Origin of the sequence: Cutibacterium avidum ATCC 25577 (genome assembly GCF_000227295.1) — a bacterium.
Classification (GTDB): domain Bacteria; phylum Actinomycetota; class Actinomycetes; order Propionibacteriales; family Propionibacteriaceae; genus Cutibacterium; species Cutibacterium avidum.
On record NZ_JH165054.1, the window covers coordinates 798,948 to 819,743 of the forward strand.

The following is a 20,796-nucleotide window of genomic DNA, read 5'->3' on the forward strand; positions in this document are numbered from 1 at the left end:
TCGTAGAAATGATCTTACGCGCCGCCCGAGCAGCCTCTTCTTCGGCAAATATCCAATGGATGGGCGTTGACCCCGCCGCCTTTAGCTGGCGCCGGGCCGTTTCCCTGAGCTGTTTAGCAGCCGTACTCCACTTCGCGGGTATTAGGTTCGCATATCCGAGCCCCTTGGCATCAAGGAGTTCTCCATTCTGGAAACCGTCAAACTCGACACCATTGACATAGTAGCCTTCAGGCCGACCCGTGATCTGCAACTCATAGGCTCGAGCATTCGCACTGCCGTGATTCTTCGATGGCCCCCACTCCCCAGGCCCACCGAGACCACAACCGGTAGCGGTTCCGTTGTGTGCTAGGACCCAGCTGCTGTCGTCGGCTACGTAGTAGTTGTGCAGGTCTTTGACTGTGACGTTGTAGACCGTGGCGATCTCGCCGGTGGCCTGGATCGACACGACCGTCACGAGACTACCAGTCTCGTCGTAGAGCTGGTCGCCGGCACGTAGATCCTGGGCCTCGACCCAGCCCTTACCATCGACGTAGAACGGGTGCACGGCGGTGGTGGTCACCGTGCCCGACTCAGTCGCCACCTGCCAGGTCGCGACCTGGTCATGAATGTAGGTGTCAGTGACCTCACCGGGCTCAGCCTGGCCCGTTTCCGGGTTGTACGCGGCGACCATGTCACCGGCAACAACATCTTCGATGTTCTTCGAGGTGCCATCAGCCATCAACACCTGGGTACCGGCCACGAAACAGCCGTGCCGGGACACATCGGTCACCGTGGACAGGGCACCCGCGCCACCACCCACCAGGCCCCCACCAGCAGCACCGACCGCCACAGCCTTGAGGCCGCCACGCAGGGTATGGGGGCCAGGGCCGGCCCAGTAGGCCCCAGCCTGGCCGATACCACCGTCGATAGCACCTTCCGTCAGACCAGAAACCACGTTCTTACCCAGACACGTCGCCGCCTTACCGGCGGCCCACTTGCCAGCTGCAGCCCCCAACCCGCCACCGACCAGGCCGGCAGCACCCGAGACCGCAACCTCGCCCCACGTGACAGACCCCGTGGTAGCTTTCTGCGCGATCGTGTCGATACCAGCACCCAGCAAGACACCGCCCAGCGGCCCGCCCACACCCGTGGCCATGAGCACACCACCGGCAGCAACCATCGCGCCACCAGCAACGTATTCCCAGTTGTTCTTCAACCAGCCACCAGCAGCATCCGCAGCCTTGGCCAACGGAGACCGGGCCGCATCGCGATAACCCTTAAGATCTTCATCAGTGAGCGGGCGAAGCCCTAACGGGTCAGAAAAATTAACCGGATCATTACCGGCAAACGCATACGGATTACCCGACCAGCCGGCACCAGCCACACCCGGCAACGGATCAGTCGACAAAAACCCACGCGTGGCCGGATCATAGACACGCGCCTGCATCCACTCCATGCCCTGGACCAGCAACGACCCCTGAGCAGACACCCCCACGTTCGTCGCGACCGCCCACGGATCCATCGGGTTGCCGCCGTGGTCACGCGCCGACCACTGCGGCGGAAGCCACGAGGCGTCAGGGCCATCGACCATGCCAGTGACACCAGCCTCGGTAACCACCGAGCGCGCCCCGTACTGGACCAGCGTCGGCATGAACGACGACGAGTCCCACCACACGCTGTCCTGATCGACGCGAGCAAGCTCACCCAGCGCGTCGACCCACAGCCGCTGTGTCTGCGCGGCGACCTTGTCGCCGTCATGGTTGATCTGCGTGATCGAATCCAGGAAGCCACGCGGATCCCACGTGAAACGACGCTCACCTGCCGGCCCCTGCTCGCGCACACGACGACCGGCATCGTCATAAGCGTAGGTGGTCGTGCCGTCAGAATTGGTCACCGACACCAGCTGCGAGGCGGCATCATAGGTGAACCGCGACACCGTCCCAGCCGCATCCTCGACAACCATCCGGCCGTTAGCGTCATACTCCCACGTGGTGACCAAGCCCTCGCTGGTCTGGGCCCGAACCAGCTGACCGGTCTGGTCGTAGGAGTAGAAAGTCGTGATGCCGTCAGTCTTGTCTGCCACGACCCGACCGTTCTCGTCACGGGTGATCACCGACTCGCTGATGAAGCCGTTGCGCTCGACCCGCTGGCGCACCACGGCACCGTCGGCGTACTCCCATGAGGCATACAGCCCATCAGCGAAGACGCTGACGATGCGTCCCAGCGAATCACGGTCGATGACCACCCGACCCAGACCCTCCTGGATGAAGGCGCTGACCCGATTGTTCGCATCATACTCGTACGACGTGGACTGCCCATTCGGGCGGATCATGCAGGTACGACGACTATTCTGGTCATACTCCCAGCGCACCCCCTGGTCGCCGCGACCACGCCACAGCAGGTTACCGCGGACATCGAAGCGCAACTCGTGGCGGGCATCACCCTCCACGATCGTCGTCGTACGACCGACGAAATCACGGGTGGTGGCAGCCAGCAGCGTGTCATTGACCCACTCCTCGACCTGGCGACCAGCCGAATCGTAGACCCACGACATCGACGCCCCCGCACCATCAACACGCCGAGTGACGCGGCCAGCCGCATCGTAGGAGTACCGCGTGACCCGCCCCAGCGGATCGGTGCTGGTCAGCAAACGACCCATCGGATCGTAGGTGTGCCGGGTCACCCCGCCCATCGGATCGGTGACCTCGCCGATGCGGCCCAGCTCATCGTAGGCGAAGTGGGTCACACCACCGGCGGCGTTAACAACCTCACTCATCTGGCCCGCCGCGTCGTAGCGGAAGCGACGCGTGCCGTACCAGGAATCCTGCGACCACACGACCCGGCCCAGCTTGTCGTACTTCAACCGCGTCAAGCCGCGCCCTGGCTCCCGACGCGCCACCGCACGACCACACTCGTCGAAGGTTGTCGTGACGCGCTCACCAGTCGGCCAGACCTCACCCTCGATACGACCGTCGGCGTCGTAGATCATCTCGTAGCGGTCACCGCCAGTCGAGATCGTCGCAGCCCAGCGACCACACTCGTCGTACTCGTAACGGAAAGTCTGGCCCATCGGCTGGGTGACGGCTACAGGACGACCGGCAAGGTCACGCTCAATCGAGGTGACACCGCCCGCCTCGTCAATGATCTCGACAGGTAGACCCGCCAGGTCGTAGCGGGTCTTAGTGGACGTGGCATCGGCGTTGATATGGCAGACCATGCGCCCGAGACGATCATAGACCGCCTCTTCGCGCTTGCCGTCATCAAGGTAGGCGGTCGGCAGGGCCATCTGGTTAGTTTCATAGCGCCGCACACCGCCAGTGGCATCGGTGGTGGCCTTCAACGTGCCCTCAGCGTCGTAGGAGAACTGCCACACCCCACCAGAAGCATCCTTCATGGACTGCATCCGCGACATCGCGTCGTAGGAGAACTGCCAGGCCGAACCATCCGGCAACTCGACCCTGGTCAAGTTACCCAGATCGTCAACCCGACGCTCCACTCGCCGTCCCAGCTCGTCGATCGTGGCCGACTCCTCGCCAGCCTCGTCACGCTCAACCTCCACACGCCCACCCAGCGGATCGACCGTCGCCAACAGCCGGCCACCAGCGGAATATTCGAAACGCCACACCGCGCCGTCGGGGTCGATGCGCTCGACGCACATGCCGCGCTCGTCGTAGCGGTAACGGGTGGTATGCCCCAGCGGCGTGATCGCCGCCACGACCCGGCCCTGTTCGTCGCGCTCCAACCGTGCGGTGTGACCCGCAGCATTCGTAGTAGAGACCAGGTCACCGTGGGCGTCGTAGCCCATCGTCAAGGTCACACCGGTGGGATCAACAACCTTGGTCAGCAGCGAACCGTCCCATTCCAGCACCGTGACCCCGCCGACCGGGTCAACGATACGCACCGGGTTCCGGTTATCGCCCTGATAGACCATCTCGGTCACCGAAACCTGATCGTCGTTGATGACGCGGACCTCGATGAGGCGGTCCTGCTCGTCAAAGTCCTGTTCGATGCGGGCACCCGACACGGTCTGCTCAGCGATGACATGTCCCCGAGTGTCAAAACTACGCACCACGGTACGACCCTCACGGTCAGTGACCATGACCTGATTACCAAAGCGATCCCACGACGCCGACTGGCGGTGATCCTCAGCGTCAACGACGCCGACCAGGCGACCCTTACCATCGTGGACATAGGTGTTAGCGCGCGCACCGTCCTCGTCACAGACCACAGTCACCCGGCCCCCCAAATAGGAGTAGCGCGAGAGGCGACCATGTGGGGAACGCTGAGTGACAACACGGCCCTGCCCGTCATAGGTGTTGTCCACCTCGACCACACCATCAGCATCAACGACACGGCACATCAAGCCTTGTTCGTTCCACTCGTACCGATGCGTAGCGGTATCACCAGTGGACTCAACCAGCCGTTCCTGCTCATCGTAGACATAGCCGACCCGGCGACCATCACTGGCCAATGCCTCGACAACGCGGCGACCATCCTGGCTCCACACCAGTTCGACTGCCCGACCGAACTCATGCTCCAGGCGAACGAGGCGATCCTCGGAATAAGTGAAGGCAACACGCGAGCCAGGACCCCGATCCTGGAAGACCGGCCGACCCGCCTGACTGAACGCGAAACTCCCGCCATCATTGTCACGGATAAGGAAAGCCACGCCACCCATGCCAGTCGGCTGCTCAAGCCACAAATTCTCACACTGGGCGCGCCCCCAGCCCTCACCCATGCGACCAAACACGATATGACGCCCGTCAGCCTGGACCCAACGCGCCGACTCGTCCGTAACCACCAAGCGAGACTCAGCCAGGCTCGACCAGCCAGGACCAAAAGCCCCACACACCTGCGACATAGAGTTATACACACGGCCCCACTCAAGGGTCGCCGACCCACCAGTGAAACCCAAATCCACCTGCGGCTCAACAAAATTCCCCGTCGCCGCATTAACCGGATCATCAGCAAACCCCGACGTCGGCTGGCCACCCATAGCGGTGGGAGGATCGACGACGATGTCGTCGCGAGACGACGAGATGCCGCTAGCCTGCAGAGCCGCATCCAGCGCACTATTGGGCACCGCCATGCCCGTGCCGCCAGCATTCACAAAAAGCTCGCGCACCCTGTCGGCCCACGTGATCTCGTCAACGTTCGCCTTGTTCCACGCGGTAAGAGCGGCGGCGACACTAGAAGCATCAAAAGTCACCCACGAGCAGGATCGTGCAAAGGCGGCCAGCGCCGCATCTACCTTCCCCGGGTGGGGAAGCATCGAGTCATTCAGGCTGGCAGTCTGCCTGCTAAAGGACTGCAAATTGTCGGTGTTACCCGCAGATGTCCCATATGCACTACGTTGACCCTCAAGCGCCTTTCGCGGCGGCGGCGGCGTAGCCGGCGCCCAGGCCGTTGGACCGTCCAGCTTCTCAGAGAAGTTAGGCTCAGGCATGTCGTCAGTGTGGAGAACATCAGTGAAGAACTGGGCAAAGTCGCCTCGGTCCTTGCGACGCTGCGCCCAAGCGGCGGCGTCGGCACGGCGCTTGTTTTCGTCGCGGGCCGCCTGATCTAAGGTATCGATTTTAGTAGCCGCATCGTCGAGGTTGCTAGCGATCTCGTCGAGGTCATTCAACTGCTGGGTCCCGTTGGCCTCGAAAAGTTCTGCGTAATACCCTTCGAAGCCCTCAGAACCCTTGTTACGCGCAGCTGCCCGTGCCCCCCGCTGGCCGCGGAGCGCCGATGCGGCAGCACGCAGCACCGAGCGAGTCTCAGACGCGACGCCAAAGTCATAGGCGACGGGCGACATGCCGGACAACTTGTCGAGATCGTAGTCGTCGGAATTGGCCATGGTTCAGCCTCTCGGGTGGGACACTAGAGTGTTGACGAAATACCAGGAAGCAATCTAACGCCTCAGAAGCTCACGCCAGCAGGCTTTCCCTGAGGTTATCGATGTCAGAAGGTGCTGCCGGTAGGCGACATCGCCTGGATAAGTGCCCCCTGGCCGCCCATGCATGCGTAGCCTCGGCCAGAACTGATCCGCACCGGGGCCGAGCGTGGGACCGTGATGCCCAAGAGTTCACCATCGTAGTCACGATTGGGGACCAGCAAGACCCCGCAACGAGACTTACGCACGACCTTCGTCCAATGCGAGTACAGACTACGCAAGTCGTCTGAACGTCCCGCGGCGATCACATGGACGTGCGGCAGATTTGATCCCACCAGGTCCGTGATGGATTGATCTGCATCGTCGAAGCGCTCGGCGTCATCGATGAGCAGGACTAACGGCGCTGTCCGCATACGCGCGGCCGCCACCAGCGCCGGAATCTCGTCGGGGCCAACCGCCACGTTGTCAAGATCGGAAGAAGCGATGGGGGAACGCTTGGAGCCGATACCCCACACAGCCAGGTCGGTCCCTTCTGCCACCGCGCTCGTACGCAGCGACTCGGCAAGGCCCATCAGCAATGTCGACTTGCCCGATCGAGCGGGGCCGGCGATGAGCATGTGCTCACCTTCGTAGAGCTCGAGATACTGCGGGGCCATGTCTGCTTCCCGGAGACCGATAGGGATCCGCCAGGGCTCATCGCCCAAGTGCGCTACCGCGTCTAGTTCAGTCACGCTGACGTGGTCGGGCAGTTCCCGAACCACCTGCTCCTTATTGGGTGCGCCCCAGCGGTTCGCAATGACTGCCACCGCGTCAGACAGCGGAACAGAAGGGGTTGCGACGTGCGTCTGCAGCTTGGTCACACTAGGCACGCAGCGGCCGGGAACCGGCGACGGGGCCTCAGCGGGTTTCAGGCCACCTGTGCTGTAGTCATAGGGGTCAGCTAGGCGGAACATCCACTTCTGAGTGGTGACCTCGTCGATGGCGGAAGGGATAGCGCGTGCCCGGCTGGTCGTGATGACAAAGTGCATGTTGAGATCTGGGCCGTCAGCGTAGGCGCGGTACATCCCCTCCAGCAGAGCCATGCCTTCGAAATCTTGGTACTCGTCACGCAGGGCGGCCAACCCGTCGATGATGACAACCATGCGCCGGTACGGCCCCGAGGTGGCCCGACGGGTCTCAAGCTCCTGCCGGAGGAAGCGCAGGAGGCGCATCTGCTTCTCACGTCCGCCTGCTCCGGAGCCGACATAGGCCGACGTATGGGGCAACTTCTCAAGGGGCTCGAGGTCGCGGGCACCCATGTCGAGCACGATCAGGTCAAGATCCTTCGGGGCGTAATGCTGCGCCAAGGTCAGCGCGACTGTCGCGCAGGCCGTCGTAGTGCCAAACCCCGGGATCCCGACCAGCATGAGGTTTCCACCGGCCATATCCCAACCACCAGGGATCTGGCGCTGGCGGTCCGGGTCGTCGGAGACCGCGAAGTTGACCTGCTCTCCAACGACCTCGCCCGCCGTTAGGAGGGGCGGGCGTCCCTCAATTGGCCCTGTCTCAAAGCCTGCTAGATCGACTCGTTCACCCAGCGCCTCGGGCCACACGGGCCGCGGTGGGGCGTAGCCAGCTTTCTCGTTCGCCTCGACAATCGCGTCGATCAGCAAGTCCAGATCGGACTTAGCGTCCTTGCGCGTGGGCTTGGGAGGGTTGGGGATCGGCACACCGTCGCGTAGCTCTTGGATCTCGATCGCGTTGTCCTGGTCTTTCTGCGCCGCACCTGTAACCAAGGCGGTCTGGACCGGAGTGATGTCGTCCTGGCCGAGCTTTACGTATGCGCGCCCCTTCTGCGCATTGGCGATAGCGGCAGCGTCGGGAACACCGATAACGTTGTTAGAGTCCTCGCGGCTTTGCACACGCAGTGCTACGCGAAGGTTGGTGTTAGCGAGGATGTCGTCGTTGACAACCCCGGCAGGGCGCTGAGTGGCAAGGATCATGTGGACGCCCAGAGTTCGCCCGACCGTGGCGACGCGCACCAGTGAACTCAGTACTTCCGGAAAATCCTTGGCCAGCATGGCGAACTCGTCGACGACGAGCAGAAGGCGCGGAAGCGGCTCTGAAGGCTTAGCCCGGATGTAAGCGTCGAGGTTGTCGACTCCCTCGCCAGCCGCAGCGAAAAGTCGCTGGCGATATTCCATTTCAGCTTCAAGGGCCCGTAAGGCACGGTTGGCCAACTGCTCGTCGAGGTTGGAGATCGTTCCGATGGTGTGCGGCAGGCGCTCACAGGCAGCGAAGGCCGCACCGCCCTTGAAGTCGATTAAGATGAAGGTGAGTTTCGTCGGCGCGTTGCAGGCTGCCAGGCCAGCTACCATTGATCGAAGGAACTCCGACTTGCCGGAACCCGTCGTTCCGCCAACCAGACCATGCGGGCCGTCCTTGACGATATCGAGGCTGTAGACGCCGTTCTCGCCAACCCCCACCGGGGTGGATACTCCCCGGGAAGTCTCCCAGGCGTGGAGGATCTTGCCGGCCGTCGGGGCCTCCAGGTCGATGAGGGGCGGTAGTCGCACCAGGCTGGGTAGGGCGGCACCCGGAGTCTTGAGTTCAGGGTCTTCAAAACGCGCAAGGTCGAGGGCGCAGCGCTGGGCGCGTTCCAAGGTCACACCTGCGAGGACCACGTCGTCGACCTTCTTGAGATCATCCGGGCGGGTCACTGTCGCGGCTGCGTCATCAGCCACAGTCACGACGACCGTACAGGCCGCAGGAAGTTGATCTTCCGCCGCTGCGATAACAATCCCCGAAACCTCCCGGGACATCTCACGTGCGGAAGAAGCCTGCTTATTCATATGACGCCCAAACCCCAGCAGCGATCGGGCGGGAGACTCGCGGCCCTCCGTGAGGACATCGGAGTCGAGGACAAGCAATACCGACATCGTCGGATGGGATTGGATCTCGTCACGCAAGCCACGCAGCATTTCGTTGGAACGCTGGCGAGCGTGCGAAAACCAGCGATCAGCCGAGGCGTTGCCGAGGCGCCGCGTGTGCGGCAGCCATGTTGTCCACTCCCAATCGGTTTCACGGCCCTGGTCGCAGAAGACGCCGATCGTGACATCAGCCGGGCCAGAATGAACCGCGGCTTGGCACACGAGGCTGCGTGCAAGAGCGAGAGCTCCGTCACGGTCGCCGACGATGCCGACGACTCCGGCGTCGCTGAGGTTGACCTCGACAGGCGAGCACGGAATCATGCTGGCCGCAATGACCTTGCGAACTCGCTCATCAGGCCTGCCTGCCCCAGAGCGTTCAACGGGCGGATCCCATGGCACAGCGCCCATCCCTGCGTGGAGACTAAGGAAGTCGTGGGCACCAAAGCGACGCTGCCACAACTGGGTGGTGGGGATCGCCGCAACACGAAGTGTCGTCGCTGGGTCTGGGCACTCGACGCGCCGCCGCGCGGCTTCTTCGGATGCAGCCTTGGCCAGGTCCCGACGCAGCGTCTCGAGGGCGAGCGCAAAGCGCTTGTCCTCAGACTTGCGTTCCTGCTTACGGCGCGACTTCTGCTCATACCACGAGCCGACGGCCATCACCGGGCTCAGAACCGCAAACATGGCGTACATGGGGTTTTTCATCACCACGACCATGGCGACCGCCATGACCAGCGGCACGACCACCGCAATGATGTTGAACTTTGCGCCGTCAGGGATTTCCTTGGGCTCGGGGCAGACAATCGGATCCGGCCGTGGAGGCTGGCCAGGGCGCGGAGGCCGGTTAAACGGCGCCGTACCTGCTGGGGTGACATTGTGCAGCGATCCAGCGCGCGGCGCGGGATTCTCCTGAAGGCTCTCGCGCAACAGCAGGGTCGAGCCGCCCACGGCCAACGTGGTATCGACGGCGACAGACTGCCCTGCGGATGAGTCCACCTTAAGTCCGTCGGCCTCCGAGGAATACGCAAAGGTGCCGTTCGTAGAACCCTGATCGATGACTCGAAGACCAACATCGTCACGCTGGATGTGGACGTGATCCCATGAAACGCTGGCGGAAGCGATCGAGAGGTCGGCATGAGGAGAACGGCCGATGGCCAACGGTCGGTCAACGGGAAGCTGCAAGACACTGCCAGCCTCCATGCCTCCAGCCTGGGTGATACTCCACCCCTTCAGAGGAAGCGCCGGACGCAAGGGTTCGCGAGAGATACGCATGCCATCGAGCAACTCCAGCCGAGCAAGCAAACTGTCGGCGCGGACCTCTCGGTCGTCAAGCCACAGAGTACTATCCGCAGCCGGACGTGTGCCGGTCACATTCTCGACCAAGTCAGCCAGGGTAGCCTTCGCGGAGAAGCGAGCCACATCTAGGTCGCGCTGGACTGAGTCGAGATTGAACTGAAGGCGCACGCCTACTCCTTCTACATGGTTGTCAGAGATGGTGGAGCTCGACCCCGAGGGACGCTTACGAACGCTATGGCCGAGCAGGGAACCACACAAGCGGAGCCACCCCCGACGCCGGAGCTGGCCGTAGCCCAAGTGTGTCTTGTCCGGAACTGAGGGGAACTACGCGGTCCTTCGGGAACGCCGCCGGGCGCGTGAAGTCCAGCGGGCTCCCAGTAATTCCCTGGTCATATCCAACGGTCATGTTGGCAAGACTGGCCGACACTGCCCCAGAGTCCTTCACCTGTGCCTTCTCCACTGCGCGAACCAACGCCACGACGGCGTCGTGGCTACGGCTATCGGCTACTGCGGCGACAGTGCTGAAGGAGTCATCCCCTACCGGGTTCTTGGCACCGGGGTCGGCAGCCAGCAGACGCAGTCCGGCGAGATAAGCTGACATGGATCGGGCCGCTTCGTCGGTGCCCAGGCTCTGTGCGTCACCGCTCGCCGCTCCGACGGAGAAGAGCTCGGTGGAAGCAGTGCCATTGGCCTTCACAAGCCCCTGGTAGAAGCCGGGGCTAAGCGCCTCAGGCGTCAGCACGACGGGAACGTGGGAGCCGACGCCCTGGATTAGTGCGACGGTCTGGCCCAACGTGAGAGCCGGGCCCGCAGCGACGATCCCCTGCGGCTTACTCCGGCCGAGAGTCTTTGATAGGACCTTGGCAGAAACGCTGCGGTCGATCTTCGGGTCGAGCGGCAGCATTCGGGCACCCTCGATCCCCTGCGGGATCTTCCCGCCGGCATTGATAGTCAGCAGAGGATCCAACTTTTGCTGCGTGATCAAGTTGGCCATCACCGCAGCGATGTCCTCGTCACTCGGCCCGGTGCTCCACGCGCCGGTCGGCAACGACGCTACATCGGAGTAGTACGGCAAGAGCACTGGGGTGCCGCTGTGAGCCGCAGCCTTCACACCCGCAAGGAGATGATCGCCGGTTGATGCATATACGATGCCGCTGACGCGGGCCTTGCGAGCCTTCGCGACAGCCTCCGCCGAGCCTGACGCGGTCCCGTGATCGTCGAAAACCGTCAGACTGATCTTTGTCCCCGACATCGCGAACCGATGGATGGCAACTTCGGCGCCAGCGGCAGCATCGCGCCACTCGCTGCCTTGCCCGGGATCAGAGGACAGCGTCAAGATCAGCGCAATGCTCGTGTCCTTCGGCACGTCGGCATGCAACTGAACAGGTACTGAAGCGGCCGGTGGTTGCGGCTTTTCCCGGTGCTGCATGCTCCACACCCCCCAACCGGTTACGGCGACAACAAGAACTGCTGCTGCGATGAGAAGGGCGTAAAGACGCTTACTCACTTGGTGGGTCCGATCGTGAAGTTGTAAACCGTTTGGGCGTCGGCGCCAGCAGGAACCTTGGCACGGAATGCGGGAAGCTCGCCCTGAGACTCCGTAGCCGCCTTCAACTGGGCCTGACGCAACAGAAGTGTATCGATGTCGCGGCCTCGCACCGAGGCATACTCCGTCGCCGCCCCCGAGGCCATGGCTAACTGGTAGTCGGCAGAGCCGACCTTGGCTGAACTAGTAGCCATGGCACCGAGCAGACCGCGACCCTTGACCTTGCGATCGCCGAGGTCCAGCAACACCTTGTTCAGGTCAGCCTGAAGTAGAGCACCAGCGCCAGACAAGTCACGCGAAGAACGCGAGAAACTTGACGCGATGTCAGCCAGATTGGTTTCGACCATCTCGTCAATGGCTTCTCCCAACTTGGCACTGGATCCAGCCAGTTGGGCGTCTTCCTCCCTAATACTCTTTGTTCCGTTGCGGGAGATAGTCACGCTGGCGGAGTTGAGGCCCTTAACCGACGCAACGAACATGCTGCTGACGCCTGATGCATCAACCAAGGTGTCCTCGACCACGCGTCGCTGAGTCTGGGTCATGGACTTGGCAAGGTCCGTGCGTGCGTTTGCCGTGGCGCGACTGAAGCCTTCCGTAATTGCGGCGCTCAGACCTTCCTGTTGCGCCTGGAGCGCCGTCAGACGGGGGCCCATGTGATCCCGGCCTTCAGCCAGGCTGGCAACCGCCGCCTTCAGTTCCTGACTATACGAATCGCTGAAGGTATGGCCTTCTTTCAACGCAGCGATGCCATCGTCGATCCACTTGATGCCGAGGTTAAAGGCGTGATAAGTGGTGGGATCGTCATCCGGAGCATCTACCACAGTCCAGTTGATGACCTCTTGCCATGCTGCAGACTGCTTCTCGAGCAGGCTAATGGCCGCATCAATCCCTGCCAGCTGATCGGTCAAGCGCGTCCGCATGTCATCGGTGGCCTTCCACTTGGCCGGGCGCTGGGACGCGCGGGTCCTCCGGCCAGTGCACGTCGTCCCTGTCGACATCGCGCGCAACTGGTCGCGCGTGTAGGGGGCAGAGGGGGCTGCCGGAGCCGGGGTTGGGGTTGTCGGAGTCGGGATTGGGGTTGTCGGAGCTGGGGTCGGATCAGGGCTAGCCGAGGGGTCCGGGGTGGCCGACGCCGAGGCGCTGGGGCTGCTCGTTAGGCTGGCAGTGGGCCCCAACTCGCAGACGCCGTCGGCGATGGCCTCCATTTGAGCCAGCATGCCGGTGGCGGGGTCGGCGATCTCGGTCCTCTGGGCTCGCAGCCTTGCCAATGCCACATCCACGTCGGACTTTTGACCTTCGGCGTGGCGGTGGAGGGTAGTCATGCCATCCTCAATGCGGCCTTTCGCGGTTCGAAGGTCGTACAACGCTTCAGCGTAGTGACCATCCATTACTCCACCATGACCAGCGAGGCTCTCCAAGTCCTTCACACCACTGTTAAGTTCTTGAAAGCCGGTTATCGCATCATTTACGGCCGTTGGGTCCAGGCTAGCGACGAGTTTCTGCCCCTCCTCGTTGATCTTGAGCAGCGAGTTGTCCATCGTCATTTGGGTCATGCGCAGGTCACACGTGACCGAGCCCGACGCACGAGGGTCCATGCACTGCTCCACAGTCGGGGTAGCCGGACCGACGGTCAGCAACAGTTGTCTGACCACCTGCGCCCGGCATTGATCAGTTGCGGTCGCATAGCCGTTCAACTGGCTAGAAACCTGCATGAGGTTGCCGTAGACGCTCGTGGCGGCGTGAGGAGTTGCCACGGTCGACGCGCAGCCCTTCGAGTCGACACTCGGGGTGGGCGGCGTAGCTGTCGTATCGCCGAGCATGGCGTCCATCATGGCCACCGTCGACTGCATCTTGGAGAGCAGCATAGAGCGGCTGCTATTGAGAGTCGTAGACAACTGCTGATTGAGGCTCTTGAGTTGCTGGTCAAGGTACTTGACCGATGCCGCGACAGACGTCGTCGACCTGTTCAACTCGGCGATGGACTTGTCGCCCAGTGTCTTGGACGAGGCATCAAGATTAGAGCGAACATCGCCGATGGTCTTAGACGAGCGCGCCAGAACTTCATTGACCTGGCCGATGAGTTCGATGGTCTTGCGTTGCAACTCAATCTCGGAACCGGTGTCCTGATTAAACGACGAGTCGAGCAGAGAGGCGACAGAAGGATCAGTGATTAGGCCAGGCTGGACCGAAACGTTGAAGGTGGGGGTCTCAAAGTCCTTGACGTCGGCGACCATGCGCAGAGTGGCGTTGGCATTCAACTGTGGCGGCGCCAGGATGGTCGCCCACTGCACGGTGGCCATTCCCCGCGAGTTGCGGCTAAGAAGCCCGTTTGTAACTTTGGCGTCGGTGAGGTCACCTGTGACAACGCCACCCGCAGGAGTGTTGTTCAAGACAGTGGAAGCGACAACTGTCATTGGAGCGCCAATGAGTGCAGTACGGGTTTTACGGACGCCTGCGACGTCGTAGGCGACCTCGCGGGGTTTGACAGTGAGGTTCTCTACGGCCAGATCAATCTCGACTCGGCCACTGTAGCCCTTGAGTTCGTCAAGGTTGGTGCCCGACCTATCCTTCGTTCGATAGGCGGTCTGAACGCGTATTGGCAGGTCACCTACGACCTCGCGTGGAGGGAAGGACGTTTTTACCGTGTTGGCCTTGGCAGGATCATCGGCAACCGACACGGTGGTGCTGCCGATGGTCTGGATCGACGCATCAGGCCCCATTCCCACCTCAACTGACTGCAGGACTCTGTGGACCGGCCCTTGACCCACATCCTTGGCACCGCACCCAGTACCTGCGGCCATCAACGCGATTGCTACAGCACCTGCGACAAGTCTGCTGCGTAGCGATGATCGTCCAGAGTCCTGTGAAGTCATACCGGTCCCTTCCAGATGCCAAAATCCCCGCTAAAGCATAGGCCCTGGAGGTTCACCGCCACACGATAGTCTGAGGCGCGACAGGATTTCGGGCCGGCATCGGCATCGTGAGGATGAAGAACATGGAGTTCACTGCCCCTTTGGGGGCCAACTACCGCCTCGGGGACACACTGGGCCGTGGTGCGGCTGGTGAGGTACGGCTAGCCCAAGACGCCCGCACTGGCGAGGTGTTGGCGGCGAAACTCTTACACCGCGAACATGCGCAGGACCCTAAGTTGGTTGAGCGCTTTGTCCGAGAACGCTCGCTGCTCATGAACCTTCATCACCCGAACGTCGTCGCGATCCACGACCTTGTCGTCGAGGGCGAGCAGTTGGCCATCGTGATGGATTACATGGACGGCGGCTCCCTGCGCGATGTTCTACAGCATCGTCGAACCCTTCCCCCGGCACTCGCTCTGGTTGTCATGTCGCAGGTCTTTGACGCCATGGCAGCAGCTCACGCTCAAGGCATAATTCATCGCGACATCAAGCCGGACAACGTGCTGTTGGAGAAGGGCTGGGAAGATCTCCCCGGCGACGCAATCAAGGTCAGCGACTTTGGTATTGCTAGCATCCTGACTGCTCGTGTTCGCACTACCACAGGCCTCCTCGGGACGCCGGAGTACATGGCACCTGAGATGATAACGACGGGCGAAGGTGGCGCAGCAGCAGACGTCTACGCGGCTGGCGTCATGCTCTACGAGTTACTGGGGGGTCGCACCCCATTCGCCGGGCCCGGAACAGACTTTGCCGTCGCATACCGGCATGTGAGTGCCCTCGTGCCGCCCTTGCCGGTTTCTGAGGAGGTGGCGTCTCTTCTTACCGGGCTCCTTGACAAGGCGCCCGCCAACCGTCCCACCGCCAGTCAGGCTGCGGCGGCGCTGCGGAACGCTTCGGCCCACTGCCAGAACCAACCTGCGCTAACGCCGATAAGTGGCCCCGAAGACTTCGTGATGGAAGAACGGCCAGCAACCGCAGTTCGTGGCATCGTCACGGAGCGGCCCGCTGAGTCGCATGCGCCCATCACAATGGGAGAGGCACCCGATGTCGGACGCGCCGAGGGTGCAACGATGCTTCGGTCTATGACCCCAACCCGAGCGCCGGAGCCCATCGCTGACCAGCCAGAACCCGCCCTGGTACTCGAGGACAACGAAGCCCCTTGGTACAAGAAGCCACAGCAACTCATCAGCGTGATTCTCGGGACTGTGCTGGTGGTAGGTGGTCTTGTGTGGCTGTCAATGACCATGAACAATCATGGCGACAAGCCGACCAACACGGTCAGCGCGAAGGCGGCTTCCGTCGATACCACGCTACCCAGCGGCCTGACCGTGCAGCGGTCCGCTGAGTCCAATGAATCTGGTGGGGCCGTCCTCACTTTTACCTTCTCCGCTCAGAAGGCTGAACTGCACGGACCGATTCTCCAAGTCATCGGACCTTTAGAACAGGGCAAGCCCTGCCCGACCCTGTCATGGCAGGGAGATGTCAAGGCGACCCCCCACAAGGCGTCAACTACTGGCATCCAGGCCACGTGCGGCTGGAGTATCGATGATCTCACCATCCATAAAGGGGCCAGCGTCACCGTGAAGGCGGTGATCCTACCGGAGAATGGCTCAGCTCAGGACCTCCAAAAGTGGCTCGATGATCAGGCTACGGCTACGCAGAAAGCGATCACTGACGCGGAAACCAAGTCGGTGGCCTACCCTGTCCAGCGCCTCACTGATATCCAATTGATCGTCCCGAAGCGCGCGGTTGGAGGCGAGACGATCCGCATCAGTCTAGTGCCTGTGTGGCCGAGCGGACCTGACCAGTTGAACGTGCTCTATCGCAGTCCCGCAATGGGGGAGGCCTCGACGATGCTCCAGACGGTGGGCGGCGAGAACACTGTTCGATTTGTGGATGGATGTGGCGGGGCTGTCAACGTCTCCGCCGATGGCCTCGTCGTCACAGCGGTCAACCCGAATCCCAAGTGTACGGTGCGAGCCAGCGTGGGTAACTTCACTGACCTCACGTCGCCTGAGTTTGCGATCGTCCCTCGAGGCGGCTAACGGGTAGTTATTGGGGAAGGCGAACCGGTTGAACCATCTCCCTGATAACGTCCTGCTTGTCTCACGCAGTTGGCTTTCCTACCGGGTAGGCCCTCCGCTAGACGTACATCATTAGCCCCGGCCCCACGGCCATCTAACCCAGGAGCAAAGAATGTCCCGAGTTCTTTCTACGGAAGAGGCCAAGTCGGCCATCAGCCAGATCCAGAGAATCATCCAGGGTGGTCTCAACGACCAGATCCAGGCGCTCGACGTCCAGGGCCAGATCCTGAGCCAGCCGAATGTCTGGGACGGCCCCCTGGCCCAGCAGTTCCGCTCAGAGACGTGGCCGCAGACCAAGTCCGCCCTTGACAAGGCCCAGCAGGAACTCGAGGAGTTGCGTGCCCAGTTGGAGAAGATCTCTCGCGACATCTTCACTGCTGGCGGCGGCGCCTGAGCGACGCACCTCACTCTACTCGGCGTCGGCGGCCCGCTGGACCGTCGACGCCTTTTGTTATTGCCCATCATCGGCCCTTGGACCGCCTGTACGTCTGGCGCCAATCACGGATGGACACGTGCTCTGCCGTACAAGGAGTTCCAAGCCCGACGATGAGATGGACCTTGCGTAGCTGAGCCCTCACACTACCCCCTGGGAACAGTGTGAGGGCTCAACTCCTATGCGCGACTTGATCGAGTATGCCCACCCAATACTGCGGGCGTTATCCACCATTGCACTCGCAATATCGACCCGCGGATTCTCGCGCCTATGAGCTGCAGATCGCAGGCCGGGCTGACGGCTGCTGAGGCGGCGCGTCGGTTGGTTCCTATGAAGATTAAGATCAGTCATATCCTTGTATTCGATAATCACGTTTCCGTGAAAAGGAGATGATCTTTGATGTGGTCACTAGAGTGTGCTTGGCGGCCATCTTCTCCAGGGATGGAGGATGTTGCTGCGCGCGTGGTTGAGTGGTGTAGCCAGGTGGGTGGTTTTTATCCTGAGTTGAGCGAATGGCGATTCACCGCAGACTCGAAACGGGCGGCGTTAGCCACACAATCGGCTACCGAGCATGAGTTGGTCCGAAGTCTCGTGGCCGACGGGGGTATCGCCTCTATCTGGGCCCCGCAGGGTCATCTCCGCGTGGACGTCAGCGCGGATGAGTACGCCAAGCAGAAGAATTTGTTTCGCCTTGTGGCAATGGGGAGATCACCGGCCAATGTGGACGAGAATGATGAGGATGTGGCCATGATGATGACAGAGATGGCCTGTCGCATTTTTTCGCCTGAGTATGTCAACTGCGGGAACGCGAAAGCGGAGCCGATGATTGACGACGATGCTCTTGTGTCAGCGGTGAACTATGCGCGTCGAGACATATATGATTCGTATCCAGATTTTGTGCGGGCGGCGCGGGTCATACGTACCACAGCGGAGGGAGTGTTCTTCGCTCGCCCCGAGGAGGACTAGCAGGTACTCGCGGATTGAAGGCCTCGACACCCTCATCTGTGAAAAGCCCATATACCGCGCAATACATACCTTTTCCCACCGCACCGCAAACGTGAATGCCGCGGCCACAATGGGCCGCGGCATTCACATCGTCAGAACGTACAATGATCACATTCGGTCGGGAGCGTCAATACCCAACAAGTCCAGACCGCGCCCCAAGACTCGACGGGTGGCGGCGCACAGAGCCAGGCGGGACCCGCGCACCTCACCGGTACTACGAAGCACCGGACACTGCTCGTAGAAGACTGAATAGGCGCCAGCCAGCTCGTAGAGGTAGGTGCACAACTTGTGCGGGGTCAGGTCGTTGGCGACGACCTCGACAACCTCACCAAAGCGCGACAACAGCAGGGCCAGCTGCTGCTCGGCCGGCTCGTCGAGAACGCTGATGCGACCCCACACCATGGACTCCAGGTCGGCCTCGGGGTCGACGTTCGGGTTCGCCTCGGCAGCCGCCTTGCGCAGGATCTGGGAGACGCGGGCGTGGGCGTACTGCAAGTACGGGCCGGTATCACCAGTGGTCTGCACCATACGCTCGGCGTCGAACACGTAGTCCTTCTGCAACCCGGTCGACAAGTCGGCGTACTTGATGGCGGCCAAGGCGATATTCGGCGCAGCGTGGGTCTCAGCCTCGTCGAGCAGACTGGCCAGGCTGACCGTTCCCCCGTCGCGAGTCTTGAACGGACGACCGTCGGGGCCAAGAACCATCCCGTAGCCAACGTGCTGGGCCTCGACATCGTCGGGCAGGAACTCAGCCATCCGAGCGACCTTGAACAGCACCTCGAAGTGGTGGCTCTGACGGACGTCGGTGACGTAGATGATGCGATCGGCCTTGAGCTTGCCGACCCGGCGACGGATGGCCGCAAGGTCGGTGGCGTCGTAACCAAAACCGCCGTCGTTCTTTCGGACGATCATCGGGGCGTCCTGGCCCTCGACGAAAACGCACAGGGCACCGTTGTCCTCGACAGCCAGGCCGTCGGCCTCAAGCTCGTCGACAACCCTCGGCAGGTCGTCGTTGTAGGTGGATTCACCGGCGAGGTCCTCGTCAGTTAGCAACACCGACAGGCGGGCGTAGTTGACGTTGAACCCTTCTAGAGAAACGTCAATGAGGGTGCGCCAGATGCGCAGGGTCTCCTCGTCGCCACCCTGCAGCTTGACGACGCGACGACGGGCACGATCAGCAAACTCGGGATCGGCGTCGAACGTCTTCTTGGAATCCTTGTAGAGCTGCTCGACCTCGGGCAGGTCGAACTCGGAGACGTCCATCCGGTTCTCGACGATGTACTCGACGAGCATGCCGAACTGGGTGCCCCAGTCACCCAGGTGGTTCTGCGGGATGACGGTGTGGCCCTGAGAGCTGAGCACCCGGTTGAAGCAGTCACCAATGATGGTCGAACGCAGGTGACCGACGTGCATCTGCTTGGCGACGTTGGGGGCCGAGTAATCAATGACGACGCGCTGCGGCTGCTCAACCTGGGCAATACCGACGTCAGGGTCGGTGATGAGATCGGATGCGACGCGGGCCAGCACGTCGGAACGCAGACGCAGGTTGATGAACCCCGGGCCGGCAATGTCAGGGGTCTCGCACAGGTCCTCGACATCGAGCTTGGCGACGATATCGGCAGCGACGTCGCGAGGCGGGCGTCCTTCCTCCTTGGCCAGCCGCAGTGCGACGTTGGACTGGAAATGCCCGAACTGTGGCTTCGTAGCGGGGCGCAACTGAGGATCAGTGCCGGTGACGGCCTGGATCCGGGCAGCGAGCTGAGTAGGAAGAGACGACATAGCGCTATTCTCCCACGGCGTCGATCAGCTTCTCCACCCGGCGCGAGGCGGCTTGGAGAGGGGTCAGCATGGGCGGTGGCGCCGGGGAACAGATGAGACGGTTCCTACGTTGTCCCTGGTGACCAAGCACGCGAGCACCGAATCGCAAGGAGGATCATGAGCGTTCCCACCATCACCCTCAACGACGGAATTACCATCCCCCAGCTCGGCTTCGGCACCTGGCAGGTTCCCGCCGACGAGGCTGAAAAGGCTGTCAGCACCGCCCTGGAGGCCGGTTTCCGTCACATCGACACTGCCGCCATCTACGGCAACGAGGAGGGGGTTGGTCGTGCTCTCGCCGCCTCTGGCCTGGATCGCAAGGACCTCTTCGTCACTACCAAGCTGTGGAATGACGCCCACCACGCCGACGACGCCCGCAAGGCCATCGAGACCAGCCTGTCCAAGCTCGGCCTCGATCACGTCGATCTGTACCTCATCCACTGGCCGGCCAACGTCAAGTACGGTGACGCCTACGTGGAGGCCTGGAATGCCCTGCAGGAGTTCAAGTCCGAGGGACTGACCCGTTCCATCGGCGTCTCCAACTTCAAGACCGAGCACCTGGACGCCATCGAGGGAGCCACCCCGAGCGTCGACCAGATCGAGATGCACCCGTCCTTCAACCAGGCGAGCTTCCGCAAGGTGCTAGCTGACCGCGGCATCAACCCAGAGGCGTGGAGCCCGCTCGGCCAGTCGAAGGACCTCGACACCCCGGTGCTCGCCGACATCTCCAGGGCGACCGGTAAGTCCCCGGCTCAGGTCGTCATCCGATGGCACCTGCAGATCGGCAACATCGTGTTCCCGAAGTCGGTGACCCCGTCGCGCATCGTCGAGAACTTCGACGTCTTCGACTTCGAGCTGTCTGACGATCAGATCGCCGCGATCGACGGTCTGGATCGTGGCAACCGCATTGGCGGGGACCCGGCTACCGCCGATTTCTGA

The 20,796-nt window shown here is 62.1% G+C and carries 9 protein-coding genes; 4 read left to right on the forward strand and 5 right to left on the reverse strand.

The window, feature by feature from the left end; genetic code table 11:
* The 4 genes from HMPREF9153_RS12315 to HMPREF9153_RS03635 form a co-directional block, all read right to left on the reverse strand.
* Positions 1-5,821 (reverse strand): polymorphic toxin-type HINT domain-containing protein (locus HMPREF9153_RS12315; RefSeq protein ID WP_004809529.1); only part of this gene is annotated, 5,821 nt, incomplete at its 3' end.
* A 104-nt stretch (positions 5,822-5,925) separates the two neighbouring features.
* Positions 5,926-10,227, reverse strand: coding sequence for a type VII secretion EssC family protein (locus HMPREF9153_RS03625; RefSeq protein WP_004809532.1), 4,302 nt, complete (start codon positions 10,225-10,227; stop codon positions 5,926-5,928).
* A 64-nt stretch (positions 10,228-10,291) separates the two neighbouring features.
* Positions 10,292-11,566 carry a hypothetical protein gene (locus HMPREF9153_RS03630; protein ID WP_004809534.1) on the reverse strand — a complete coding sequence of 425 codons (1,275 nt, stop codon included), beginning with the start codon at positions 11,564-11,566 and terminating at the stop codon, positions 10,292-10,294.
* Positions 11,563-14,325, reverse strand: a complete 2,763-nt coding sequence (locus HMPREF9153_RS03635) for a hypothetical protein (RefSeq protein WP_036979581.1) — start codon at positions 14,323-14,325, stop codon at positions 11,563-11,565. The genes HMPREF9153_RS03630 and HMPREF9153_RS03635 overlap by 4 nt, the downstream gene beginning before the upstream one ends.
* Positions 14,326-14,600: 275 nt before the next feature.
* On the opposite strand from HMPREF9153_RS03635, the gene HMPREF9153_RS03640 reads away from it, so the two are divergent.
* From HMPREF9153_RS03640 to HMPREF9153_RS03650, 3 genes are all read left to right on the forward strand, one after another.
* Positions 14,601-16,562, forward strand: coding sequence for a serine/threonine-protein kinase (locus HMPREF9153_RS03640; RefSeq protein ID WP_023032016.1), 1,962 nt, complete (start codon positions 14,601-14,603; stop codon positions 16,560-16,562).
* A gap of 151 nt (positions 16,563-16,713) precedes the next feature.
* Positions 16,714-16,995 (forward strand): hypothetical protein, encoded by a 282-nt coding sequence (locus tag HMPREF9153_RS03645; protein ID WP_004809539.1) that lies wholly within the window; start codon positions 16,714-16,716, stop codon positions 16,993-16,995.
* 480 nt (positions 16,996-17,475) lie between these two features.
* On the forward strand, positions 17,476-18,000 hold the full coding sequence (locus HMPREF9153_RS03650; RefSeq protein ID WP_004809541.1) for a hypothetical protein: 525 nt from the start codon (positions 17,476-17,478) through the stop codon (positions 17,998-18,000).
* A gap of 147 nt (positions 18,001-18,147) precedes the next feature.
* Here the strand turns inward: HMPREF9153_RS03650 and argS are convergent, their stop codons facing one another.
* Complete coding sequence (gene argS, locus HMPREF9153_RS03655) at positions 18,148-19,818, reverse strand: arginine--tRNA ligase (protein ID WP_004809543.1); 1,671 nt, start codon at positions 19,816-19,818, stop codon at positions 18,148-18,150.
* Between the two features lie 156 nt (positions 19,819-19,974).
* Between argS and HMPREF9153_RS03660 the strand changes: the two genes are divergently transcribed.
* Positions 19,975-20,796, forward strand: a complete 822-nt coding sequence (locus HMPREF9153_RS03660; protein ID WP_004809545.1) for an aldo/keto reductase — start codon at positions 19,975-19,977, stop codon at positions 20,794-20,796.